Genomic DNA, 21,513 nt, shown 5'->3' on the forward strand with positions numbered 1-21,513 from the left:
CCCCCTCTCCCTCCGCTCGCTCGCACCTCCCCGCCAGGAGTCGCTCCGGCCATGCCAGGAACCATGTCCGCCCCCGTGCTCACCACCGTGCTGACGGCCGCGGTGCTGCACGCCGTCTGGAACTCGATCGCCCACCGGATACCGGACAAGCTCACCGGTTTCACGCTGATCAGCGTCGCGTGCACCGGATGCGCGGCCGTCCTGGTCTGCCTCGCCCCGTTGCCCCCGGCGGGCGCCTGGCCGTTCCTCGCGGCCTCGGCCGCGCTCCAGGTCACCTCGCAGCTGTTCCTGCTGCGCGCCTACCAGCTGGGCGACTTCGGGCAGATGTACCCGCTGGCCCGCGGGGTCGCCCCGCTGCTCGTGGCCATCGCCTCGGTGACCCTGCTCGGCGGCGCGCTGACGATGCTCCAGGCGGCCGGCGTCCTCCTGGTCTCCGGAGGCCTCGCCACCCTCGCCCTCGCCTCCGGCCGCATCCGCCGCGCCCAGTTGCCGGCCCTCGGTGCCGCGCTCGGCTCGGGCACGATCATCGCGTCGTACACCCTGGTCGACAGCCTGGGCGTACGGCACTCGCCCGACGCCCTCGCCTACACCGCCTGGCTCTTCCTGCTCCAGGGCCCGCTCATGCCACTGATCGCGCTGGCCAGGCGCCGGGGGAAGCTGCTCGCCCAGGTGCGGCCGGTCCTCGGCACCGGGCTGCTGGGCGGGGTGCTGTCCATGACGGCGTACGGCCTGGTCGTCTGGGCCCAGGCGCACGGCGAGGTCGCGGCGGTCGCGGCGCTGCGGGAGACGGGCATCCTGGTCGCCGCGATCATCGCGACACTGCTCTTCCGGGAGCCGTTCGGACGGCTGCGGCTGGTGGCCGGGGCGGTGGTCCTGACGGGGATCGGACTCATGCGCTGAGGCGGCGGCGCCGCCGTACCGGCAGGACTCATGCGCCGAGACGGCAGCGGACCGTCGTACCGGCAGGGCTCGTGTGCGTGCGCACCAGGTCGGCCACCAGGTTGACCAGGAGCAGGCCGCGGCCGCCGCTCCGGCCCGGGATCGCGGGGCGGCGCCCGGCCAGCGGATCGGTCAGCCGGCCCCCGTCGCGCACCTCGCACAGCACCCGGCCGCCCCGCGACGCCCACACGGTCAGCGTGCCCCGGCCGCCGCCGTGCACCACGCTGTTGGTGGTCAGCTCGGCGGTGACCAGCGCGAGATTCTCCAGCGCCTCACCGGCGAGCCCGAGCCCCGCGCCGTGGTCCGCGGCCAAGTGCCGCACCAAGGAGAGCCGTTCGGCGTCGAAGGCGGCGTGGAGCACCCCGGGACCGGCGTCCGGGGCGGGCGGCAGCGGGACGTTGTGCCGGGCGACGGCGCCCTCCGGGTCGTAGACCGGGCTGGGCCGCTCCTCGGCGCCCTCGATGACGACGGGATGGGTGGTCCATGCCTCGGCCAGCGCCCGCGGGTCCAGCGCGGCGGTGTCGTACGGGCACAGGATGGTGATCTCCCGCCCCCGGAACGCGGCGTTGATCAGCGCCTCGTGCTGCACGCACGCGGGGTACTCGGCCGGGCCGCGCCCCGCCCAGACCGGCTCGCCGATGATCCGGGTACGCCGTCCGGGCGGCTGGGCGTCGGCGAAGGCGCACAGCACACCGGGGATGATCCGGCCGGGGTTGCGCCCGGCCTCCCGCATGTCGAGGAACCGCACCCCTTCCCTCTCGGCGCCCAGCGCGTCCCGGATCAGCTCCAGCTTCTCCCCGGGCACGACGACGGCGACCGGCTCACCGGCGGCCAGCGCGGCGCGGACGAAGGGCACGGTGCCGTCGAGGTAGGCACGCGGTCCGCCGTAGAAGAGCGCGGGGTGCGCCAAGGGCTCGCCGCTCATGAGGCACCTCGTTTCCCGGCGGTGTGCGCCACGCCCGCGCCTTCCCCCGGCGGCACGAACCATGCGGCCCGTCTCGCGCGCGGTCCGGGCCCCCTTTCGGACACGGGGGGTGTAGGCGTCCGCACGCAGGGCAGGCGACCGCATGGTGCCCATGGACCGAGCGGGAGGGGAGACATGACCTCAGCGGGACTCGCAGCCCACACCGTGCGACTGAACGCCCTGGTGATCGATACCCGGCGGAAGAACGGGCGTGCCCTTCTGACGGCCCGTGGGGAACTGGTCCACGGCGGCACGGACACCCTGGGCGACGCCCTGGCCGCCCTGCCGCCGGGCACCACCGCGGTCGAACTTGACCTGGCCGGGGTGTCCTTCCTGGACACGGCGGGGCTCGCCTGCCTGGACCTGCTGCGCGAGTACGGCCGTCACCACGGTGTACGGGTCACCACGCACGGCTGGCGGGGCCAGCCGCGCCGCGTCCTCGAACTGGTGGGCCTGGACACGACGGACCCGCTGCGGGCCGACGGGGCCACCGCATGCCCCGACCTCCCGGTCCGCACCGCCTCGGCGGTCGCCCGGGAACGCGCCGAGCAACTGGACCTGCTGCGCCTGGAGATAGCCCAGCTGCGCCAGGCCCTGGACTCCCGCCCGGTGATCGACCAGGCGCGCGGCGTCCTGATGGCCGCCCACGGCTGCACCCCCGAACAGGCCTGGGAGGTCCTGCGCGAGGCCTCCCAGAACTCCAACACCAAACTCCACCGCATCGCCGCCGCCATCACCGCGAGCGCGGCCCCCGGCGGGCCACCCCCACCGGAACCCCTGCGCCGCGCCCTGCGCACGGCCGCGGCCCGTCACATCCCCTGAGACGCGGGCGACTTCAGTACGGCAGCACGCGCCCCGACGGCGTCCTGCGATCGATCTCCTGCTCCCGCGGCGCGACGGGCCGCCGGCTGACACGTACCCGGATCCGACGGTCCATGACGCCTCCTCCTGCCGACATCGGTAGGAGGTCCGTGCCCACGCGGGCAGGACTTCAAGCCCCCGGAGCGGGTGGGATCTCCACCGGGCCACCGAAGGCCAAAGGCTGGAAACCAGCCAAGACTTCGCGGCGCACCCGTCGACTCTCACCCGGAATGCCCAGTTGATCCGCTACTCCCGGATCGTCAACGGCGCCATTCCGGCCACGCCTCCCGGCACTCAGTCCGGGTCTCCGGTGCTCTTGCCTAAAATCGACCGGGACTCATGTGAAGCCGCATGAGTCCCGGTGCCTACGGGGGGACGAGAGCACTCATGGATCCGATCACGGCAACCGCGGTCGCGGCCGCGGCACTTGTGGCCAAGGGCGCCCTGGAGTCCGCGGGCGGCGAGGCCGGGCGCTCGTCATGGGCCGGCTTCACCCGGCTGACCGACCGGCTGCGGGCCCGATTCGGCGGCGACGACGAGGCGACGGCCGCGCTCGACCAGGTGCACCGGCGCCCGGCCGACGAGGCCGCGGTCACCACGCTCCAGCGGTTCATCCACTCCTACGCCCTGCGCGACCCGCGCTTCGAGGCCGACCTGGGCACGCTGGTCGCGGAAGCGGGCGCATCGAACGGTGGGCGCGGCAACGTGAACGCCACGGTCATCAAGAACGCGACGACGTTCAACGAACAGGTCACTTTCCAAGGTGGCCTGAACATCAACTGACGCCCGCCCGGCCGGCGTGCAAGGGCGCGCCTCCGTCCCTGGTGGCGGCCACCTGCCCCCGGGTGGCTCTTTCAGCCATGCCCGCACCGGCCTTCGCGCCCGGTTCCGCCCGTGTCGCCGTGCTCCCGAAAGGCCACGCCCTTTGTCCGACATCACCGGGTCCGAGACCGCCGACGATCCCTGGACCGAGGACGCCACCGGCGAGGACCCGCCCCCGCCCGATTCCGCGGGTGGCCCGGCCGTGCCCGACGGGGACGGCCCGGTCAACGAGACCGAGGCCCTGCGCCTGCTCACTCTGGGCGGACAGGAGGCACAGGAGCGGGCCGAGGCCGATCACGCGGCCTCGATCGCGGACCGGATCGCCGAACGGCTGCGGGAGCAGGCGCCAGGGCTGAGCATCCACAACCTCACCCTCTTCAACGACACGGTGTCCTTCCGCGGCGGTCTCGCCTTCGGCGGCGCGGCGGGCAGGGCCGGCCGCGCCGGGAGCGGCCTCGTACCGATCACGGAGGACGTACGGAACGCGCAGGTCGAGCACTTCGTAGCGCCGAGCCGCTACCCGGAGATCCTGGACGCCCTCGGGGAACACCGCCTGGTGGTGCTGGCCGTCGGACCCGGTTCCGGGCGCTACGCCACCGCGGTCAACCTCCTCGCCGAGGCACTGGCCCTGCATGTGGCGGACGGCCCGCCCGGCGGCTGCCACGAGGTCACCGACCTGGGTGCGGCCACCGCGCACGACTGGGTCCCGCCGCACGAGAACGCGGGCTACCTCCTGACACTGGAGGAGGCCGCGCAGGACATCGTCCGTGACATCGACCTGAGCTGGCTGCGCGCGACGGCCGCCAAGGTCGCAAAGACCCACTCCTTCATGGTCGTCGTCACCGGCGCACCACGGGGCGCGCTGGCCCGCGCGGCTGAGGAATCGCCCTACGTGTGCGTCGAGTTGGGTGACCTCGACCTGGTCGAGGTGGTGCGACACCGGGTGCTCGGACCCGCTCCCGAGCCCGTGCGGGCCGCCCGCCTCGAACGGGAACTGTCCGCTTGCCGCGCCCTGGACGCCCTGCGCGAGCAGCCGCGGCTGGAGGTCGCCGTGCGCATCGCGCGGGCACTGCGCACCGGACGGGACCTGGCAGCCGAGGTGGCGCGGCTGCGTGACCCGAGCGGGCAGGTGCACCAGTGGTTCCTGCGGAACGAGGGCCGCGAGGGCCAGGGGGACGCCGCCGCCATCTGCTTCGCGCTCGCCGCCGCCGTGCACGACGGAATGACCTACCTCACCGTGGCCGACGCCGCGCTGAAACTGCACACGGCCGTCGTGGACCCCGCACCGGATCCGGCCGCGATCCGGTTCGCGGCACGGCTCGCCCAGGAGCAGCCGTGGCTGACCATGGCCTCGCCGGACGGCAGTCCGAATGCCGCGCCCCGCCTCCGGTTCCGCAACCCGCTGCTCCCACAGGCGGTCCTGTCCTACGCCTGGACCCACCTGGACGGCTTTCGCGCGCCGCTGGTCGACTGGCTGCGGGTGAGCCTGTGGCGCGCCCCGGACCCGGCCGTACGGGCCCAGGCGGCCGTGGCGGCGGGCATCCTCGCCTGGAGCGACCCGCACCACGCGCTGCACCGGTTCCTGAAGGCATGGGCCGGCAGCAAGTCGGTGCCGATCCGGCAGGGAGCGGCCACCGCGCTCGCCGTGGTCGCCCAGCGTGCCGAGCACACCGCCTGGGTGTGGGCGTTGCTGGAACAGTGGGTGGGCACGGGCGGCTCGGCCCTGGACCGTCGCCTCGCCAAGACCGCCGCCACCGCGGTGCGCGGCCTGCTCGGCCGGCAGGACCCCCGTCGAGCCCTGGCCGTGCTGCGTGCCGCGCTCGACTGGGGGGACGACTGGGGGCATCTGGCACCGGTCGCCTGGAGCTCCGCCCATCTGATCGACCAAGGGGCGGAACGAGAGGTACTCGCCGCGCTGCTCGCCTGGTCCGCCCCGCAGGACCTCTCCCCCATGGTGGCGAAGACCCTGTCGGTGTTCCTGTTCACAGTGCTCCAGCCGTACGGCGGTGACGGCGCCGCGGGGCCGCCGGCCGGCAGGCCGCCGCGCCTGCTGACCGCCGCACCCGGGCTCGGCCCGGAGCTGGAGGAGCTGTGGGCGCGCGCCCTGGCCCGCAAACCCGTGCAGGATCGCGCCCTGGAGGCGCTGCGGGTCTGGATCGACCAGTACGCGAGCCGGGACCGCGCCGCATTCGAGTCGCTGCGAGTGCTGTTGACCAAAATCGCCCGCCGGCCCGGCAAACACCGCCAGCGGCTCGACTACTGGCTCGCCAGGTGGGCCGCGGACCCGGCCAGGCCGTCGCCGACGGCGGCGCGGCTCCTGCACGCCGTACGTGAACTCCCCTGACAGTCCCAAGCCGCCACGCCCAAAGGACGACGAAACCGTGCAACAGACCACGTACAACCCTGTGTTGGAGGTACAGGACCTCTCGCCGCTCAGGCTGCTCAGCCCGCTTCGCCCGCCGGTGCCGGGCCGGGCGCTGGTTCTCGTGCCGTACGAAGGCGCCGCGGTCACCGTGTGGCCGGGCGACGCCATCCCCTCCGCGCGTTTCGGCGCCTGGCAGAAGGTCTTCACCGTCGACACCGGCGATCACCGCCTGATCCTGACGCTGCCGCTGCTGAGCCGGGACGCCACCTTCGCCTTCCAGAGCTCCCTGGCGCTGACCTGCCGTGTCACCGACCCGGCCGCGGTCGTGGACCGGGGTATCCGGGACATGGCCGCGGCCCTCGCGGATCCACTGCGGCGCATCCTGCGGCAGACGTCGCGCTGGTACGACATCGCCGAGTTCCACGAGGCCGAGCAGGCACTGAACGACGCCGTGCACGACATCGTCGGGGACGACGCGATCCACCTGTCGGGCATACAGGTGGAGTTGCTCGTCGACGCCGAGGAAGTCGCCACCAGCGGGCGGCAGTTCCGTGACGTCGTACGAGAGACCCGGCTCGCCGACCTGCGCCGCCGGCGCCATCTGGACATGCTCCGCGCCGACGGAGCGGAAGGACTGATCGCCGAGATCCTGGAGCGGGAGGGGCCGGCCGCCGCCTGGAAGTACATCGAGAAGGCCGAGGAGGCCGAACGGGCCGAGTTGCGCGCGACCCTGGAGATGATCCTCAAGCGCGGCGACAAGGACCGCGAACCGTTCGAGATCGCCGAGGCGGAGCGGGCGGTGCTCCACCGCGTGCTCGGCGGCTCGGCCGCTCCCTTCGGGGGTATGCGCGGGAGCCGACTGCGGGGTTCCGCGCTGCCGGCCGCGCCGGCCGCCGGGAAGCCGGCGTACGAGACCCCCGAGGGCATCGAGGCCGCCCCCGTGCCGGCTCCGGTGCCGCCCTCGGAAACGTCCGCACCGCCCGTGTCGTTCACCGACGGGCCGCCGGAGGACGAGCCTCTCGGACCCGGCGACGACGGTACGACCGCCCCACCCGCGTCCTCCCGCCGGTACGACCCCCGCCCGCACGCCCCCTCGGCGGCGGACAAGCCTGCCGCCGGGGAACCTCGGAAGGCCAGCCGGGTCCGCGGCCTGCGGGGCGGTACACGATGACCCTGCCCACCGAACCGGCCTCGGACCCGGTCCCGGGCCGCGCCGCCCACGCTGCCCACGCGCACGACGAGCCGGGTCTGCTGACCCTCAGCGTGTGGACGGAACGCCGCCCCGGCCAGGGAGAGGACGCCGAGCCCCTGCTCATCCACCACCAGGACACCGCGCACGGGCTGCTCGCCGTCTTCGACGGGCTGGGCGGCTCCGGCTCCGCCACCGCCTGGCACGACGGCCTCGGCGAGCCACGGTCGAGCGCCTGGGTGGCCTCCCGGCTGGCACGCCTCGGCACGGAGTCGTGGTTCGCGGGGCAGTACGAGGAACACCGCGCGCGGGACCCACGGGTCTCCACGCTCCCCGGGCACCTGCGATGGCTGTTCCGCGCCTTCGAGCCGACCGCCCGCCGCAGCAAGGTGGTCGGCTCGATGCGGCGGCAGCTGCCCACCACCCTGGCCGCGCTGCGTTACGCGGTACGGGAGGGCAGACTGGAGTGCGAGGCGATGTGGGCCGGCGACTCCCGCGCTTATCTCCTCACCTCCGACGCCGGACTGCGCGCGGTCACTCGCGACCACACCGACGAGACGGACGCCCTGGCCCAGCTCGTCCAGGACCCGCAGATGACCAACGTGATCTGCGCGGACCGGGAGTTCCAGGTGGATTTCCACCGCCGGGACTTCACCGGCGGACGGTACGTGCTGGTGTGCGCGACCGACGGGTTCTTCGGCTACGTGCACACCCCCGGCGACTTCGAGCACGTCCTGCTCTCCACGCTGTCCCGGGCCGGGTCCGCGGCGGCCTGGGCCGACGACCTGGCCGCGACCGTCTCCGCGTACACGGGCGACGATGCCTCCCTGGCCGTGGTCGCGCTCGGCTACCAGGACTTCGCGGAGGTTCGCCGGCACATGGCGCCACGCTTCGCCGAGCTGCACCAGTGGACCTCGGCGATGCCGGACCCGCGTGACGGCGAGGCCATGCGCCGCTGGCGGGCGGCGAGCTGGGACCGCTATCGCGAGGAGTACGAGGCGTGGATGCCGCCTCTTCCCGGCGCGCCGACGGAGTCCGGGCCGGATGAGGAACCTCGCACGGAAGGCGGCGGGAAGTGAAGCTGGGCGACATCGTGGGCGGCTACCGCATCACCACACAACCGACCAACGCGGGCGGCGGGAAGTGCATGTGGGCGTTCGCCGAGAAGGACGGCGAGAGGGGCGGCGAGGAGTACTTCGTCAAACAGTTCCTCGCGCCCAAGCTGCCGCGCCCCGGCGGGGGCGGCAGCGAGCGGAGCAGGCTGGCCCGGCTCCGGCTGTGCGAGGAGTTCGAGGAGCGGCACCGTTCGATCATGGGCCGGCTCAAGCCAGATGTGCACGGCGCCGGCCATCTGGTGCTGGCCACGGACTTCTTCGCACACGGCAGCACCTACTACAAGGTGACGGCCCGTATCGACACCTCCACCCTGGAGAAGCCGCAGCTGCTGGAACCCCGGCACAAGGCCGTCCTGCTCAAGACCCTTGCCGTGAGCCTGAATCTGCTGCACGGCATCGACATCGTGCACGGGGACCTCAAGCCGGCCAACGTCCTCGTGCAGCGGTACGGCGGCAACTCCTTCCACGTGGCCAAGCTGATCGACTTCGACGACTCCTATCTCTCGGGCAGTCCGCCGGGCCGGGACGACATCGCGGGCGACTCGCTCTACGGCGCCCCGGAGTGGCGCGGGTACGTCCAGGGCGACGAGTCCGTACAGCCGCGGCAGCTGACCACCGCCGTGGACATCTTCGCGCTCGGGCTGATGACCCATCACTACCTCACCGGCTCCCTGCCCCGGTACGACGACCGCTTCGGCTCGCCCGCCGACGCCGTCAACGCCCGCGCGGACCTGCGGCTGGACCCCCGGCTGACAGACCCCATGCAGAACCTCCTGCGCAGGATGCTCTCCCGCGCCCCCTCCAGCAGGCCGCGCGCCTCCGGGGTCATCTCCGCTCTCAAGGACCCGAACGTGTGCGCCCTCCAGCACCGCCGTCCAGGCACGGCCGACGGCACCTCCGGGAGCACCTCCAGGGGCTCGACGGGCTCCGGCCGCCCGGACGCCGCCGCCGCTCCCCGCGCGGACGGCGCGCCCGACGGTCCGCCCCGCACCAGCCGGCTGCGCACCAACGTGCCCGGACCCACCCGGCCGCGCACCACCACCGACAAGCCGTCCGCCGGTCCACCGGCGGGCGACGCGACGCGGGTCTCTCGCGTCCGCATCAACCTCGGGGACCGGCGCGGCGCCGGCCCCCGCACGAAGCCCACGGGCACGGCACGCCCGCTGGACACCAGGAACGACCAGGAGGACACGACCACATGAACCCGGCTGCCGCCCCCTACCAGGGCAACCTCCAGTACGCGGTCGACATCGTGCTGTGCATCGACGCGACCGGCAGCATGAACCCCGTCCTCGGCTCGGTCAAGGAGAGCGCCCTCACCTTCCAGCAGCGGCTGGAAGCGGTCATGCGGGACAAGGGGAAGGCCATCAGCCAGCTACGCGTCCGCACGGTCGCCTTCCGCGACTTCGGCGACAACGAGGACGACGCCATCGAGCAGACGGGGTTCCTCACCCTGCCGGAGCAGGCCGAGGAGTTCCGCGGCTTTCTCGGCGGGATCCAGGCCCGGGGCGGCGGTGACCGTCCCGAGTCCGGTCTGGAGGCCCTCGCCCTGGCCGTCGGCTCCCCCTGGGAGTCCGGACTCGACCGCCGCCGTCATGTGATCGTCATGTTCACCGACGCTCCCGCCCACCCGCTCGGCGGCCCGCACTCAGCCCTCCAGCGCTACCCCGCAGCGGTCCCGCGCAGCGCGGACGAACTCTTCGAGCGGTGGGGGTACGCCGGCAGCCAGGAAGCCGTCATGGAGCAGTCCGCCAAGCGCCTCGTGCTCTTCGCCCCGGACGAGGAGCCCTGGAACGAGATGCAGGAGGACTGGGACATGACGCTCCACTTCCCGTCCAAGGCCGGTCACGGCCTTGAGGAGTTCGAGATGGACGAGATCATCGACACGATCGCGAACAGTCTCTGACCATGTCCGCGACCGACCACCGTACGGCCACCCTGCGCTGTTCCGACGCCCTCCTGTGCCGCCACGGGGACAAACTCACGATCAGCTGGCACGACGGCGGCGCCCTCACCGCGCCCGTCTCCTGGTGCCGGGACATCCGGGCCGACCGGACGGACGAAGGAGGCGTCCAGATCGTCCTGCGCCTCGTCCCGGTGCGGGGGAACCCGGGTACCTCCCTGATGGTCGTACGCCTGCACACGGAGCCCGACGACTCCCTCCCGGCACGGGAGTTCGCGGAGATCCTCAGCAGGGAGCTGGGGCTGCCCGGGGAACTCCCGCCCGCGGAGCCCCGGTTGCGGCTCGTCCCGCGTGCGGACCCCGGCTGGGTCGTCTCCCTGCCGGGCGCGGCGACGGAGGCGTTCTACGAGGACGTCCTGCGCCGGTCGGCCGGGACCCGGGAGGGCTGAGGCGGGCATGGCGGCTTCCCCCACCTGGCTCTGCGCGGCCTGCGGCACCCACAACACGCGCAGTCGGCGCACCTGCCTGATCTGTGACGAGGCCCGGCCCGCCGCACGCGGCGGGACCGGTCGGCCCGGCGGTCCGGCGCGGGCCTGGGAGTGCGTCGAATGCGGCACCCACAACGGCCGCGACAGCCTCGCCTGCGTGGTGTGCGACGCCTCCTGGAAGACCGCGTCCCGCCCGGCCGGGGACGGCCCGGAACCGGCCCCTGGACCGACCCGGAAACCGACCCCGAAACCGACCCCGAAAGCGGCCCCGAAACCGTCTCCGAAGCCGTCACCGTCCCGTCCGGCCGCCCCGAGGAAACCGGGCTCGGGCACGGCCGGGGCGGGCTCGGGCACGAAGGGGCCGGCCTCCGGCACGACCCGCCCGAGGAGTGCGTCGGCCAGTACGGCGGCCTCCTCCGCCGCCTCGGGCAGGAGCAGGACGTCCGCCCCTCCGCCCCTGTTCTTCCCGCCGCCCACCGCACCGGAGCCCGTGCGGGAGCCCGAGCCGCCCAGGACGACCACCGTCCCCCGGCCCACCGCCCCATCACGCTCCGCACACCCGCGCCCCCACGGGACACCGGCACGCCGGCCCACCGGCGGTGGACGCACTCGCCGCCGCTGGCTCAAGGGCTGTCTCGTCGCGGCCCTCGTCCTGTACTTCGGCCCGAGGGCACTGGACGGCTGCATGTCCGTCCTGGACTCGTCTCTCGGCGCGGGCCCCAGCCCGACCGCCGGTCCGACCGGGCCCTCCTGTCCCTCACGGGTCGCGCGGAAGCTGCCGGGCGCGGACGGCGAGGCATCTCTGGTACGCGCCTACCGCACGAGCAACAAGCAGATCACCCTGTGCCGTACGGACGACGACCGGCTGTACTACTACGGGGAGTTCACCGGACGCCCGAGTACGGGCCTCGCGATGGAGGCGGAGAAGACGGACGACGGCTACGTGGCGCGGAACGGCCCCTACCGCTACACGATCCATGACGGCGAGGTCGTCATCACCCGGGACGGCAGCACCATCGGCCGGGAGAAACTCGTCCCGGATCCCTCGCCCAGCTGACCGGCGCCGCCGCCCGGAACATGCCTCGCCGGGCAGCGGCGCGTCGTCACGAGCAGCGAGACCACCCCGTCAGGCGGCGGTCATCCGACAGCGGAATTGCCTTCCGGCGGGGAGCCGGCCCCTGTCCCTGCCGTTCCTCCGATGAAACCTCTGCCGGAGCCCTTTCACAGCCCGTGCCGGTCAAGGACGCTCATCAGCTTCCGCCTGCGCCTCAGTTCCGTTCGCAGACCGTCGCGGGGGTCCCCACCCTGGAGTGGCGACCCCCGCTCTCGCGTACCCTCAGGCGGAAACGGCTCTCCGGGAGAACCTTGGAGTGGGGCGGGTGGGACTCGAACCCACGGCCGACGGATTATGAGTCCGCTGCTCTAACCGGCTGAGCTACCGCCCCATAGCGGCGTGTCGCGTACAAGTGTGCGCGCCGTCTGCCGCAGCATAGCCGCTCATACGATCTCCTGCTTCGGATGGTCGGCTTCCGCTCTGCTCACGACGTTGAGGACATCCGCGCAGGCTCGGCGGTTCCCGCGGACATGAAAAAGGACCCCTGAGGGGTCCTCGTTCAGCGTGCTCCCCCGACTGGACTCGAACCAGTAACCTGCCGGTTAACAGCCGGCTGCTCTGCCAATTGAGCTACGGAGGACCGAAGCTCCCCCGACTGGACTCGAACCAGTAACCTGCCGGTTAACAGCCGGCTGCTCTGCCAATTGAGCTACGGAGGATCGCCTCGATTGCATCGAACGCGCCTCCCTGGGTATTCGCCGGGGGGCGGTCGCTCGCTGCGACACATACATTAGCGCAAGCAGGGGGGTGCTCCGCCAATCGGTACCCCCCGGATCCTGCGCCGCACCAGACACCTACACACGGGAAGGGTGGCAGCCATGCGCTACCGGCTCACGTTCATCGCCGGACTGGCCGTCGGTTACGTACTCGGCACACGGGCCGGACGCGAGCGCTACGAGCAGCTGAAGAAGTCCGCTCGTCAGTTCGCCCAGAACCCGGCCGTCCGCAACACCGCCGAGACCGCGGCCCAGCAGGGCCGCGCGTACGCCGGCAAGGCCGTGCACACGGTCACGGACAAGGTGGGCGACCACGTGCCCTCCTCCGTGGCCCAGCGGGTCCGCTCCCTGCGTGACCGCTCGGCGGGCGGCCCGGCCGGCGACGACTGGGGCACCAGCAACACCTAGCCCCGCACGGATGGGGCAATATTCTCCGCATGGGGATAGTCGCCGGCTTGGACAGCTCACCTGATTTCACCCGCATCGTGGTCTGCGACACGGACACCGGTGCCGTGCTCAGGCAGGGGTACGCCGCCCATCCGGTCGATTCCCCGGAGGGCGGCCGCCCGAGCGACATCGACCCCCAGGCCTGGCTGCTCTCCCTCGGGGAGGCCGCCGGCGGCGGCCTGCTGGAGGGTGTCCAGGCCATCGGCGTCTCCGCCCAGCAGCACGCGCTGATCCCCCTGGACGCCCACGGCAACACGGTGCGCCCGGCCCTCGTCGGCGGTGACCGGCGCGCGCAGGTCGCCGCCGCCGATCTCGTGGACGCCGTCGGCTCCCGGGAGGCCTGGGCGGACGCCGTCGGCTGTGTGCCGGGGGCCGCGCAGCCGGTCACCAAGCTGCGCTGGCTCGCCAGGAACGAGCCCGAGAACGCCCAGCGCACCGCCGCCCTGCTCCAGGCCCACGACTGGCTGGTCTGGCAGCTGCTCGGGCGCCCGGCGCGCCGTACCACCGACCGCGGCGGGGCCTCCGGCACCGGGTACTGGTCCGCGGCCACCGGCGTCTACCGCCCCGACCTGGTCGAGCTGGCGCTCGGCCACCAGGCGATGCTGCCGGAGGTGATCGGTCCCTCCGAGGCGGCCGGTACGACTCCGGAGGGGCTGCTGATCTCGGCGGGCACCGGGGAGACCATGGCGGCCGCGTTCGGGCTCGGCATCGGGCTCGGGGACGCGGTGGTGTCCCTCGGCGCGTCCGGTTCAGTGATGGCCGTGCACCCCGAGGCACTGGCCGACCAGTCCGGGATGATCACCTCGCTCGCCGACGCCACCGGCATGCACCTGCCGGTGGTCACCACCCTGAACGCCGTGCGCACCCTGCGCGGCACCGCCGAACTGCTCGGGCTGCCCGACCTGGAGAGCCTGTCCGAGCTGGCGATGAAGTCCACACCGGGCGCGCACGGCCTCGTACTGCTCCCCTACCTGGAGGGCGAGCGCACCCCGAACCTGCCACACACCGCGGGCACCCTCACCGGGCTGCGGCGCGAGTCGATGAAGCCGGAGCACCTGGCGCGGGCCGCGTTCGAGGGCATGCTGTGCGGGCTCGCGGACGCGCTGGACGTGCTGCGCGGGCGGGGGGTGGAGGTGCGCCGGATCTTCCTGCTGGGCCCGGCCGCCGAGCTGCCCGCCGTGCAGGCCGCGGCGCCCTCGCTGTTCGGCGCGCAGGTCGTCGTACCGCAGCCCGCGGACTACACGGCGATCGGCGCGGCCCGGCAGGCGGCCTGGGCACTGGGGGTCTCGCAGGGCACACTGGACCCGCGCACCCCGCCGGCCTGGCAGGGCGCGGCGGCGCAGGTCCTGGAGCCGGGCGACGAGCTGGCGGCCGGGCAGGCGGTACGGCAGCAGTTCACGGCGGTGCGGGAGCAGACGCACCCGGGAGCGTTCCAGTAAGCCGCACGGAACGCCTCAAACCGTCCCGCGACACCCGACACCCGGAAGGCCGCACGGAAATCCGCTGTCGGGTTAATCAGTTGAGGTAACGCGGGTGGAGTGTCGGACGATAGGGGCCAAGGGCAGACCGACCCGCCCCCTGCCGCCCACTCCGAGAGACGTAGCGTGCTCATACGACTTCTACGGACCTATCTCAGGCCCTACAAGAAACCCATCACCGTTCAGGTCCTGCTCCAGTTCCTGCAGACCTGCGCCACCCTGTACCTGCCCACCCTGAACGCCCACATCATCGACAACGGCGTCGTGAAGGGCGACACGGGCTACATCCTGTCCTTCGGCGCCCTGATGATCGGCATCTCGCTGGTGCAGGTCGTGTGCAACATCGGCGCCGTCTACCTGGGTGCCCGCACCGCCTCGGCGCTCGGCCGGGACATGCGCGCCGCCGTCTTCGACCGGGTGCAGTCCTTCTCCTCCCGTGAGGTGGGTCACTTCGGCGCGCCCTCGCTCATCACCCGGACGACTAACGACGTCCAGCAGGTCCAGATGCTGGTCCTGATGACGTTCACGCTGATGGTGTCGGCGCCGATCATGTGCGTCGGCGGCATCGTGCTGGCGCTCGGCCTGGACGTGCCGCTGTCCGGGGTGCTGATCGCGGTCGTCCCGGTGCTGGCCATCTGCGTGACGCTGATCGTGCGCAAGCTGCGGCCGCTGTTCCGCACCATGCAGACCCGCCTGGACAAGGTGAACCAGGTGCTGCGCGAGCAGATCACGGGCAACCGGGTGATCCGCGCCTTCGTCCGCGACGAGTACGAGCAGGCCCGCTTCGGCCGGGTCAACGGCGAGCTGACCGAGATGCAGCTGGCCACCGGGCGGCTGCTGTCCCTGATGTTCCCGATGGTGATGACCGTGGTGAACGTGTCCTCCATCGCGGTGGTGTGGTTCGGCGCGCACCGCATCGACAGCGGCGGTATGCAGATCGGCGACCTGACGGCGTTCCTCGCCTATCTGATGCAGATCGTGATGTCCGTGATGATGGCCACCTTCATGTTCATGATGGTGCCGCGCGCGGAGGTGTGCGCCGAGCGCGTCCAGGAGGTCCTGGACACCGGTACCAGCGTGCTGCCCCCGCTCGCGCCGGTCACCGAGCTGCGGCGGCACGGGCATCTGGAGATCCGCGAGGCCGGCTTCCGCTATCCGGGCGCCGAGGAGCCGGTGCTGCGCTCCGTCGAACTGACGGCCCGGCCCGGCGAGACCACGGCCGTGATCGGGTCCACCGGCAGCGGCAAGTCGACCCTGCTCGGGCTGGTCCCGCGGCTGTTCGACGCCACCGAGGGCGAGGTCCTGGTGAACGGCGTGAACGTCCGCGAGGTCGACCCCGAGCTGCTGGCACGGACGGTCGGACTCGTGCCGCAGAAGCCGTACCTCTTCGCGGGCACCGTCGCCACCAACCTGCGCTACGGCAATCCGGACGCCACCGACGAGGAGCTGTGGCACGCGCTGGAGGTGGCGCAGGCCAAGGAGTTCGTGACCGGGCTGGAGGGCGGTCTGGACGCGCCGATCGCCCAGGGCGGCACCAATGTGTCGGGCGGACAGCGCCAGCGGCTCGCGATCGCGCGCACGCTGGTGCAGCGCCCGGAGATCTACCTGTTCGACGACTCCTTCTCGGCACTCGACTACGCCACCGACGCGGCCCTGCGCGCCGCGCTGGCGCAGGAGACCGCCGAGGCGACCGTCGTCATCGTCGCCCAGCGGGTGGCGACCATCCGGGACGCCGACCGGATCATCGTCCTCGACGAGGGCCGGGTGGTCGGCTCCGGCCGGCACCAGGAACTGATGGCGGGCAACGACACCTACCGGGAGATCGTGCTCTCCCAGCTGACGGAAGCGGAGGCCGCCTGATGTCCGGGCCCATGGGACGCATGATGGCCGGGGGCGGCCCCGACCAGCGGTCGATGGACTTCAAGGGGTCGGGCAAACGGCTGGTCGCCCAGTTCCGGCCCGAACGGCTCACCGTGTACGGCCTGCTGGCCTGCGTGGTGGTCAGCGTGGCCCTCAGCGTGGTCGGCCCGAAGATCCTCGGCCGCGCCACCGACCTGGTCTTCTCCGGCATCATCGGCCGGCAGATGCCCGCCGGGGCCACCAAGGCACAGGTGCTGGAGCAGATGCGGGCGCACGGCAAGGGCGCCGTCGCGGACATGCTCCAGAGCACCGACTTCACCCCGGGCAAGGGCATCGACTTCGGCGCGGTCGGCGACGTACTGCTGCTCGCGCTCGTCACCTTCGCGGTCGCCGGACTGCTGATGGCGGTGGCGACGCGGCTGGTCAACCGGTCGGTGAACCGCACGATGTACCGGCTGCGCGAGTCCGTGCAGGCGAAGCTGTCCCGGCTGCCGCTGTCGTACTTCGACAAGCGCCAGCGCGGTGAGGTGCTCTCGCGGGCGACCAACGACATCGACAACATCGGGCAGACGCTCCAGCAGTCGATGGGCCAGCTGATCAACTCGGTGCTGACCATCGTCGGTGTGCTGGCGATGATGTTCTGGGTCTCCTGGATCCTGGCGCTGGTCGCGCTGGTCACGGTGCCGCTGTCGTTCCTCGTCGCCACCCGGGTCGGCAAGCGTTCGCAGCCGCACTTCGTGCAGCAGTGGCGCTCCACGGGCAAGCTCAACGCGCACGTGGAGGAGATGTACACCGGGCACACGCTGGTGAAGGTGTTCGGGCGGCAGGAGGAGTCGGCGAAGCAGTTCGCGGAGCAGAACGAGGCGCTCTACGAGGCCGCGTTCAAGGCGCAGTTCAACAGCGGTGTGATGCAGCCGCTGATGATGTTCGTGTCGAACCTGAACTATGTGCTGGTGGCGGTCGTCGGTGGCCTGCGGGTCGCGTCCGGCGCGCTGTCCATCGGTGACGTGCAGGCGTTCATCCAGTACTCCCGGCAGTTCTCCATGCCGCTGACGCAGGTGGCCTCCATGGCCAACCTGGTGCAGTCCGGTGTGGCCTCGGCCGAGCGGGTCTTCGAACTCCTCGACGCCGAGGAGCAGGAGGCGGACCCGGTGCCGGGCGAGCGGCCCGCGGAGCTGCGCGGGCGGGTGCGGCTGGAGCACGTGTCCTTCCGGTACGAGCCGGAGAAGCCGCTGATCGAGGATCTCTCGCTCACGGTGGAGCCCGGTCACACGGTGGCCATCGTCGGCCCCACGGGCGCGGGCAAGACCACGCTGGTCAACCTGCTCATGCGGTTCTACGACGTCTCCGGCGGGCGGATCACCCTGGACGGGGTGGACGTACGGAGCATGACCCGGGACGAACTGCGGTCCGGGATCGGCATGGTTCTCCAGGACACCTGGCTGTTCGGCGGCACCATCGCGGAGAACATCGCGTACGGCGCCTCGCGGGAGGTCACCCGGGGCGAGATCGAGGAGGCCGCGCGGGCCGCGCACGCCGACCGGTTCGTCCGGACGCTGCCCGAGGGGTACGACACCGTGATCGACGACGAGGGCACGGGGGTGAGCGCCGGCGAGAAGCAGCTCATCACCATCGCGAGGGCGTTCCTGTCCGACCCGGTGATCCTGGTCCTGGACGAGGCGACGAGTTCCGTGGACACGCGGACCGAGGTGCTGATCCAGAAGGGCATGGCCAAACTCGCCGCCGGGCGCACGTCGTTCGTGATCGCGCACCGGTTGTCGACCATCCGGGACGCGGACACGATCCTCGTCATGGAGAACGGCTCCATCGTCGAGCAGGGCGCGCACACCGAGCTGCTGGCGGCGGACGGGGCGTACGCCCGGCTGTACAAGGCGCAGTTCGCGCAGGCGGTGGCGGAGGTGGACTGAGCGGGCGGGAGGGGGCCGCTTCCGGACCGGCTCCGGGCGGCCCCCTCCCCCCGCTCCGCCTTCAGTCCAGGTAGCCCCTCAGCTGGTCCGCGTACGCGTGGTCCCTGAGCTTGTTCAGCGTCTTGGACTCGATCTGGCGTATCCGTTCGCGGGTGACGCCGAAGAGGCGGCCGATCTCCTCCAGGGTGCGGGGGCGGCCGTCGAGGAGGCCGTAGCGCAGCTGTACGACCTTGCGCTCGCGCTCGCCCAGTGTGGACAGCACGGCCTCCAGGTGCTGCTTGAGCAGCAGGAACGCGGCGGACTCCACGGGGCTCGCGGCGTCGCCGTCCTCTATGAGGTCGCCGAGCGCCACATCGTCCTCCTCGCCGACGGGGGCGTGCAGCGAGATGGGTTCCTGGGCGAGCCGCAGCACCTCGCCGACCCGCTCGGGCGGGAGGTCGAGATGGGCGGCGACCTCCTCGGGCGTCGGCTCGTACCCGCGCTCCTGGAGCATGCGGCGCTGCACCCGTACGACCCGGTTGATCAGCTCCACCACGTGCACCGGGACGCGGATGGTGCGGGCCTGGTCCGCGAGGGCGCGGGACATCGCCTGGCGGATCCACCAGGTGGCGTACGTGGAGAACTTGTAGCCGCGCGCGTAGTCGAACTTCTCCACGGCGCGGATCAGCCCGAGGTTGCCCTCCTGCACGAGGTCGAGCATGGTGAGCCCGCGCCCGACGTAGCGCTTGGCGACGGAGACGACGAGCCGCAGGTTGGCCTCGATCAGCTTTCTCTTGGCCACCCGTCCCATGACCACCAGCTGGTCCAGGTCCTGCGCCAGCCGGCTGTCCAGGTCGGGGGTGTTGCTCAGTTTCTCCTCCGCGAACAGCCCGGCCTCGACCCGGCGGGCGAGCTCGACCTCCTCGGCGGCGGTGAGCAGCGGGATGCGGCCGATCTCGCGCAGGTACTGCCGGAACAGATCGGCGGACGGCCCGCCGCTCTCGCTCCTCGCCGCGGCCGGCGCCTCCTCGGCGCCCGTCTCCGGATGCAGGGGGGCACGCCCCTGCGGCGGGACGGCCGCGACGCCGTCCGGCTCAGCGTCCGTCTCGTCCACGCCGGCACCGGTGCTCTTGGCAGTAGGGGTGAGGGTCTGGGTCTGCACGAGGGCGACCTCCAGAAATGTTCGCCGGACTCGGCATCCCCAACAGTGTGGGGTACGACACATCGCTGCCACGAGGGGTGTGCGGTGACTTTTTGCGTCCGATCCGTCACCCGGTGGTTACCCAGCTCGTCGGATTGTGCGTCTGGCATATGCGGAGGACGGTCCGCACCGGCCCGTGGCAGGACGGGGGACCCCGGCGTCACGCCGACGGGGCGCCCCCGCGGCGAGGGCCGGCCCTCACAGCGCCGCGGCGCCCCTCTCGCGCAGGGACTGGTCGTACTGCTGGAGGACCCACATCTCGTTCTGGACGGCGGCCAGTTGGCCCGGGTCGCCGCCGGAGGAGAGGCGGGTCATCTGGAACTCGATGTCGCGGATGCGGCGCTCGACGGCGCGGCGGCGGATCTGGACCAGGACGGTACCGGCGTAGGTCTCGTCGACGGTACGGCGCAGGATCGGTTCGACGGCCAGCTCGGTGACCATGGCGCGGGCGGCGTCGTCCGGTGCGGCCTCGCGGACGCGGACCAGGTACTCCTGCGGGTCGGACACGCCGAACTCGGCGCCGCCCGCCTCCGCGATGGTCTGCCGTACGGCGGCGTAGGGCGGGGCGGTGAACTCGTCCACCCCGTACGCGTCGAAGGCGGGTGAGACCAACTCGGGGCGCTGGAGCGCGAGTTTGAGGAGTTCACGCTCCGCCGCGTACACCGGGTTGCGCAGGGTGAGGGCGGGGCCGGAGTTCGCGGTCCGCGGGGCCTGCGCCCACTGCTGGTCGGCGCCGCGCGGCCGGTCCTGTGCCGGGCCCCGGCCGCCCCGGTCCCGCGCCCAGCGGGCCAGCTGGGCCACCCGCCGCACCACGAACTGCGTGTCGAGGATGCCGAGCAGTCCGGCCAGCTCGACCGCGACCTCGTGCTGCGCGCCGCTGTTCTTGATCCGGGCCACGATCGGCGCGGCCTCGTCCAGCGCGGCGGCGCGGCCCCCCGAGGTGTCCAGGTCGTACCGGCTCACCACCTGACGCAGCGCGAACTCGAAGAGCGGGGTGCGGGGTTCGGCCAGGTCGGCCACCGCCTCGTCGCCCTTGGCGAGCCGCAGCTCGCACGGGTCCATGCCGTCCGGCGCGATCGCGATGTACGTCTCGGCGGCGAACTTCTGGTCGTCCTCGAACGCCCGCAGCGCCGCCTTCTGGCCCGCCGCGTCGCCGTCGAAGGTGAAGATCACCCGGGCCGAGCCGTTGTCCATCAGCAGCCGGCGCAGGATCTTGATGTGCTCGCCGCCGAAGGCCGTACCGCAGGTCGCGATGGCCGTCCGCACCCCGGCGAGATGGCAGGCCATGACGTCGGTGTAGCCCTCGACCACGACCGCCCGGCTGGACTTCGCGATCTCCTTCTTCGCCAGGTCGATGCCGTAGAGGACCTGCGACTTCTTGTAGATCGCGGTCTCGGGGGTGTTGAGGTACTTGGGCCCGTTGTCGGACTCGTACAGCTTGCGCGCGCCAAAGCCGACGACCTCTCCGCCGATGTCCCGGATCGGCCACATCAGCCGGCCCCGGAAGCGGTCGATCGGTCCGCGCCGGCCGTCCTGGGAGAGCCCGGAGAGGACCAGCTCCTTGTCGCTGAAGCCCTTGCCGCGCAGATAGCGGGTGAGGTGGTCCCAGCCCTGGGGGCTGTAGCCGACGCCGAAGTGCACCGCCGCGTCCTGGTCGAAGCCGCGCTCGGCGAGGAAGACCCGGCCGGTCTCCGCCTCCGGGCTGCTCGCCAGCTGCTCGGCGTACCACTGCGCGGCGATCTTGTGCGCCTCGACCAGCCGGATGCGTTCGCCGCGCTGGTGGGCCGGGTTGTACCCGCCCTCCTCGTACCGCAGCGTGATCCCGGCCTGGGCGGCGAGCCGCTCCACCGCCTCCGAGAAGGAGAGGTGGTCCACCTTCATCACGAAGGTGATGGTGTCGCCGCCCTCCTGGCACCCGAAGCAGTGGAAGAGACCCTTGCCGGGGCTGACCTGGAAGGACGGCGACTTCTCGTCGTGGAACGGGCACAGCCCCTTGAGGTTGCCGCCGCCCGCGTTGCGCAGCTGGAGGTACTCGGAGACCACGGCGTCGATCGGGACCGCGTCCCGTACCGCCTTCACGTCCTCGTCGTTGATCCGTCCTGCCACGCGTGAATTCTACGGGGGCGGAAGGAGCACCCGGGGGC

Annotated in this window: 16 protein-coding genes, 3 tRNA genes and 1 pseudogene; 14 read left to right on the plus strand and 6 right to left on the minus strand. The window is 72.2% G+C overall.

What is annotated here, in order from left to right:
• The first annotated feature begins 51 nt into the window (after positions 1–51).
• Complete coding sequence (locus VT52_RS25355) at positions 52–900, plus strand: EamA family transporter (protein WP_420856308.1); 849 nt, start codon at positions 52–54, stop codon at positions 898–900.
• Positions 901–928: 28 nt separating this feature from the next.
• Here VT52_RS25355 and VT52_RS25360 read toward each other — a convergent pair whose 3' ends face one another.
• Positions 929–1,864 (minus strand): anti-sigma factor RsbA family regulatory protein, encoded by a 936-nt coding sequence (locus VT52_RS25360; protein ID WP_046422205.1) that lies wholly within the window; start codon positions 1,862–1,864, stop codon positions 929–931.
• Between the two features lie 174 nt (positions 1,865–2,038).
• On the opposite strand from VT52_RS25360, the gene VT52_RS25365 reads away from it, so the two are divergent.
• From VT52_RS25365 to VT52_RS38155, 9 genes are all read left to right on the plus strand, one after another.
• Positions 2,039–2,725, plus strand: coding sequence for an ANTAR domain-containing response regulator (locus tag VT52_RS25365; protein WP_046422206.1), 687 nt, complete (start codon positions 2,039–2,041; stop codon positions 2,723–2,725).
• 426 nt (positions 2,726–3,151) lie between these two features.
• The gene (locus VT52_RS25370; RefSeq protein ID WP_046422207.1) at positions 3,152–3,547 is read left to right on the plus strand and encodes a hypothetical protein; all 396 of its coding nucleotides are present in this window, start codon (positions 3,152–3,154) and stop codon (positions 3,545–3,547) included.
• Between the two features lie 142 nt (positions 3,548–3,689).
• Positions 3,690–5,930: a hypothetical protein gene (locus tag VT52_RS25375; protein WP_046422208.1), complete on the plus strand. Its 2,241-nt coding sequence runs from the start codon at positions 3,690–3,692 to the stop codon at positions 5,928–5,930.
• 37 nt (positions 5,931–5,967) lie between these two features.
• Positions 5,968–7,122: a hypothetical protein gene (locus tag VT52_RS25380; protein WP_143070911.1), complete on the plus strand. Its 1,155-nt coding sequence runs from the start codon at positions 5,968–5,970 to the stop codon at positions 7,120–7,122.
• A complete protein-coding gene (locus tag VT52_RS25385; RefSeq protein WP_053055529.1) occupies positions 7,119–8,219 on the plus strand; it encodes a PP2C family protein-serine/threonine phosphatase in 1,101 nt (366 codons plus the stop codon). The genes VT52_RS25380 and VT52_RS25385 overlap by 4 nt, the downstream gene beginning before the upstream one ends.
• Entirely contained in the window at positions 8,216–9,457 is a 1,242-nt protein-coding gene (locus VT52_RS25390; RefSeq protein ID WP_063888353.1) for a protein kinase domain-containing protein, read from the plus strand. The genes VT52_RS25385 and VT52_RS25390 overlap by 4 nt, the downstream gene beginning before the upstream one ends.
• Positions 9,454–10,161, plus strand: a complete 708-nt coding sequence (locus tag VT52_RS25395; RefSeq protein ID WP_046422210.1) for a vWA domain-containing protein — start codon at positions 9,454–9,456, stop codon at positions 10,159–10,161. The genes VT52_RS25390 and VT52_RS25395 overlap by 4 nt, the downstream gene beginning before the upstream one ends.
• Positions 10,162–10,163: 2 nt before the next feature.
• Positions 10,164–10,607 carry a hypothetical protein gene (locus tag VT52_RS25400; RefSeq protein WP_046422211.1) on the plus strand — a complete coding sequence of 148 codons (444 nt, stop codon included), beginning with the start codon at positions 10,164–10,166 and terminating at the stop codon, positions 10,605–10,607.
• A 724-nt stretch (positions 10,608–11,331) separates the two neighbouring features.
• On the plus strand, positions 11,332–11,703 hold the full coding sequence (locus VT52_RS38155) for a hypothetical protein (RefSeq protein WP_053055530.1): 372 nt from the start codon (positions 11,332–11,334) through the stop codon (positions 11,701–11,703).
• A gap of 314 nt (positions 11,704–12,017) precedes the next feature.
• Here the strand turns inward: VT52_RS38155 and VT52_RS25410 are convergent.
• The 3 genes from VT52_RS25410 to VT52_RS25420 all read right to left on the minus strand — a co-directional run bounded on the left by VT52_RS25410 (position 12,018) and on the right by VT52_RS25420 (position 12,419).
• Positions 12,018–12,091: transfer RNA gene (locus tag VT52_RS25410), tRNA-Ile, on the minus strand.
• A 176-nt stretch (positions 12,092–12,267) separates the two neighbouring features.
• Positions 12,268–12,340 (minus strand) — tRNA-Asn (locus VT52_RS25415).
• A 6-nt stretch (positions 12,341–12,346) separates the two neighbouring features.
• Positions 12,347–12,419 (minus strand) — tRNA-Asn (locus VT52_RS25420).
• Positions 12,420–12,578: 159 nt separating this feature from the next.
• Between VT52_RS25420 and VT52_RS25425 the strand changes: the two genes are divergently transcribed.
• The 4 genes from VT52_RS25425 to VT52_RS25440 all read left to right on the plus strand — a co-directional run bounded on the left by VT52_RS25425 (position 12,579) and on the right by VT52_RS25440 (position 18,189).
• On the plus strand, positions 12,579–12,884 hold the full coding sequence (locus tag VT52_RS25425) for a hypothetical protein (protein WP_046422212.1): 306 nt from the start codon (positions 12,579–12,581) through the stop codon (positions 12,882–12,884).
• A 29-nt stretch (positions 12,885–12,913) separates the two neighbouring features.
• Complete coding sequence (locus tag VT52_RS25430) at positions 12,914–14,362, plus strand: xylulokinase (RefSeq protein ID WP_046422213.1); 1,449 nt, start codon at positions 12,914–12,916, stop codon at positions 14,360–14,362.
• A gap of 165 nt (positions 14,363–14,527) precedes the next feature.
• Complete coding sequence (locus tag VT52_RS25435) at positions 14,528–16,261, plus strand: ABC transporter ATP-binding protein (RefSeq protein WP_046422214.1); 1,734 nt, start codon at positions 14,528–14,530, stop codon at positions 16,259–16,261.
• Positions 16,261–18,189, plus strand: a complete 1,929-nt coding sequence (locus VT52_RS25440) for an ABC transporter ATP-binding protein (RefSeq protein ID WP_046422215.1) — start codon at positions 16,261–16,263, stop codon at positions 18,187–18,189. The genes VT52_RS25435 and VT52_RS25440 overlap by 1 nt, the downstream gene beginning before the upstream one ends.
• A gap of 61 nt (positions 18,190–18,250) precedes the next feature.
• Here the strand turns inward: VT52_RS25440 and VT52_RS25445 are convergent.
• Both VT52_RS25445 and dnaG read right to left on the minus strand, forming a co-directional pair.
• Positions 18,251–19,345: pseudogene (locus VT52_RS25445) on the minus strand (RNA polymerase sigma factor); the annotation flags it as partial.
• Positions 19,346–19,567: 222 nt separating this feature from the next.
• Positions 19,568–21,475 carry a DNA primase gene (dnaG, locus tag VT52_RS25450; RefSeq protein WP_046422217.1) on the minus strand — a complete coding sequence of 636 codons (1,908 nt, stop codon included), beginning with the start codon at positions 21,473–21,475 and terminating at the stop codon, positions 19,568–19,570.
• Between the last annotated feature and the right edge of the window lie 38 nt (positions 21,476–21,513).

Source organism: Streptomyces malaysiense, assembly GCF_000980885.2.
GTDB lineage: Bacteria > Actinomycetota > Actinomycetes > Streptomycetales > Streptomycetaceae > Streptomyces > Streptomyces malaysiense.

Bases quoted from the DNA above. Each gene is read 5' to 3' on its own strand.
- VT52_RS25355 (WP_420856308.1), top strand. From the start codon at position 52: ATGCCAGGAACCATGTCCGCCCCCGTGCTCACCACCGTGCTGACGGCC.
- VT52_RS25360 (WP_046422205.1), bottom strand. From the start codon at position 1,864: ATGAGCGGCGAGCCCTTGGCGCACCCCGCGCTCTTCTACGGCGGACCG.
- VT52_RS25365 (WP_046422206.1), top strand. From the start codon at position 2,039: ATGACCTCAGCGGGACTCGCAGCCCACACCGTGCGACTGAACGCCCTG.
- VT52_RS25370 (WP_046422207.1), top strand. From the start codon at position 3,152: ATGGATCCGATCACGGCAACCGCGGTCGCGGCCGCGGCACTTGTGGCC.
- VT52_RS25385 (WP_053055529.1), top strand. From the start codon at position 7,119: ATGACCCTGCCCACCGAACCGGCCTCGGACCCGGTCCCGGGCCGCGCC.
- VT52_RS25395 (WP_046422210.1), top strand. From the start codon at position 9,454: ATGAACCCGGCTGCCGCCCCCTACCAGGGCAACCTCCAGTACGCGGTC.
- VT52_RS25400 (WP_046422211.1), top strand. From the start codon at position 10,164: ATGTCCGCGACCGACCACCGTACGGCCACCCTGCGCTGTTCCGACGCC.
- VT52_RS38155 (WP_053055530.1), top strand. From the start codon at position 11,332: ATGTCCGTCCTGGACTCGTCTCTCGGCGCGGGCCCCAGCCCGACCGCC.
- VT52_RS25425 (WP_046422212.1), top strand. From the start codon at position 12,579: ATGCGCTACCGGCTCACGTTCATCGCCGGACTGGCCGTCGGTTACGTA.
- VT52_RS25430 (WP_046422213.1), top strand. From the start codon at position 12,914: ATGGGGATAGTCGCCGGCTTGGACAGCTCACCTGATTTCACCCGCATC.
- VT52_RS25440 (WP_046422215.1), top strand. From the start codon at position 16,261: ATGTCCGGGCCCATGGGACGCATGATGGCCGGGGGCGGCCCCGACCAG.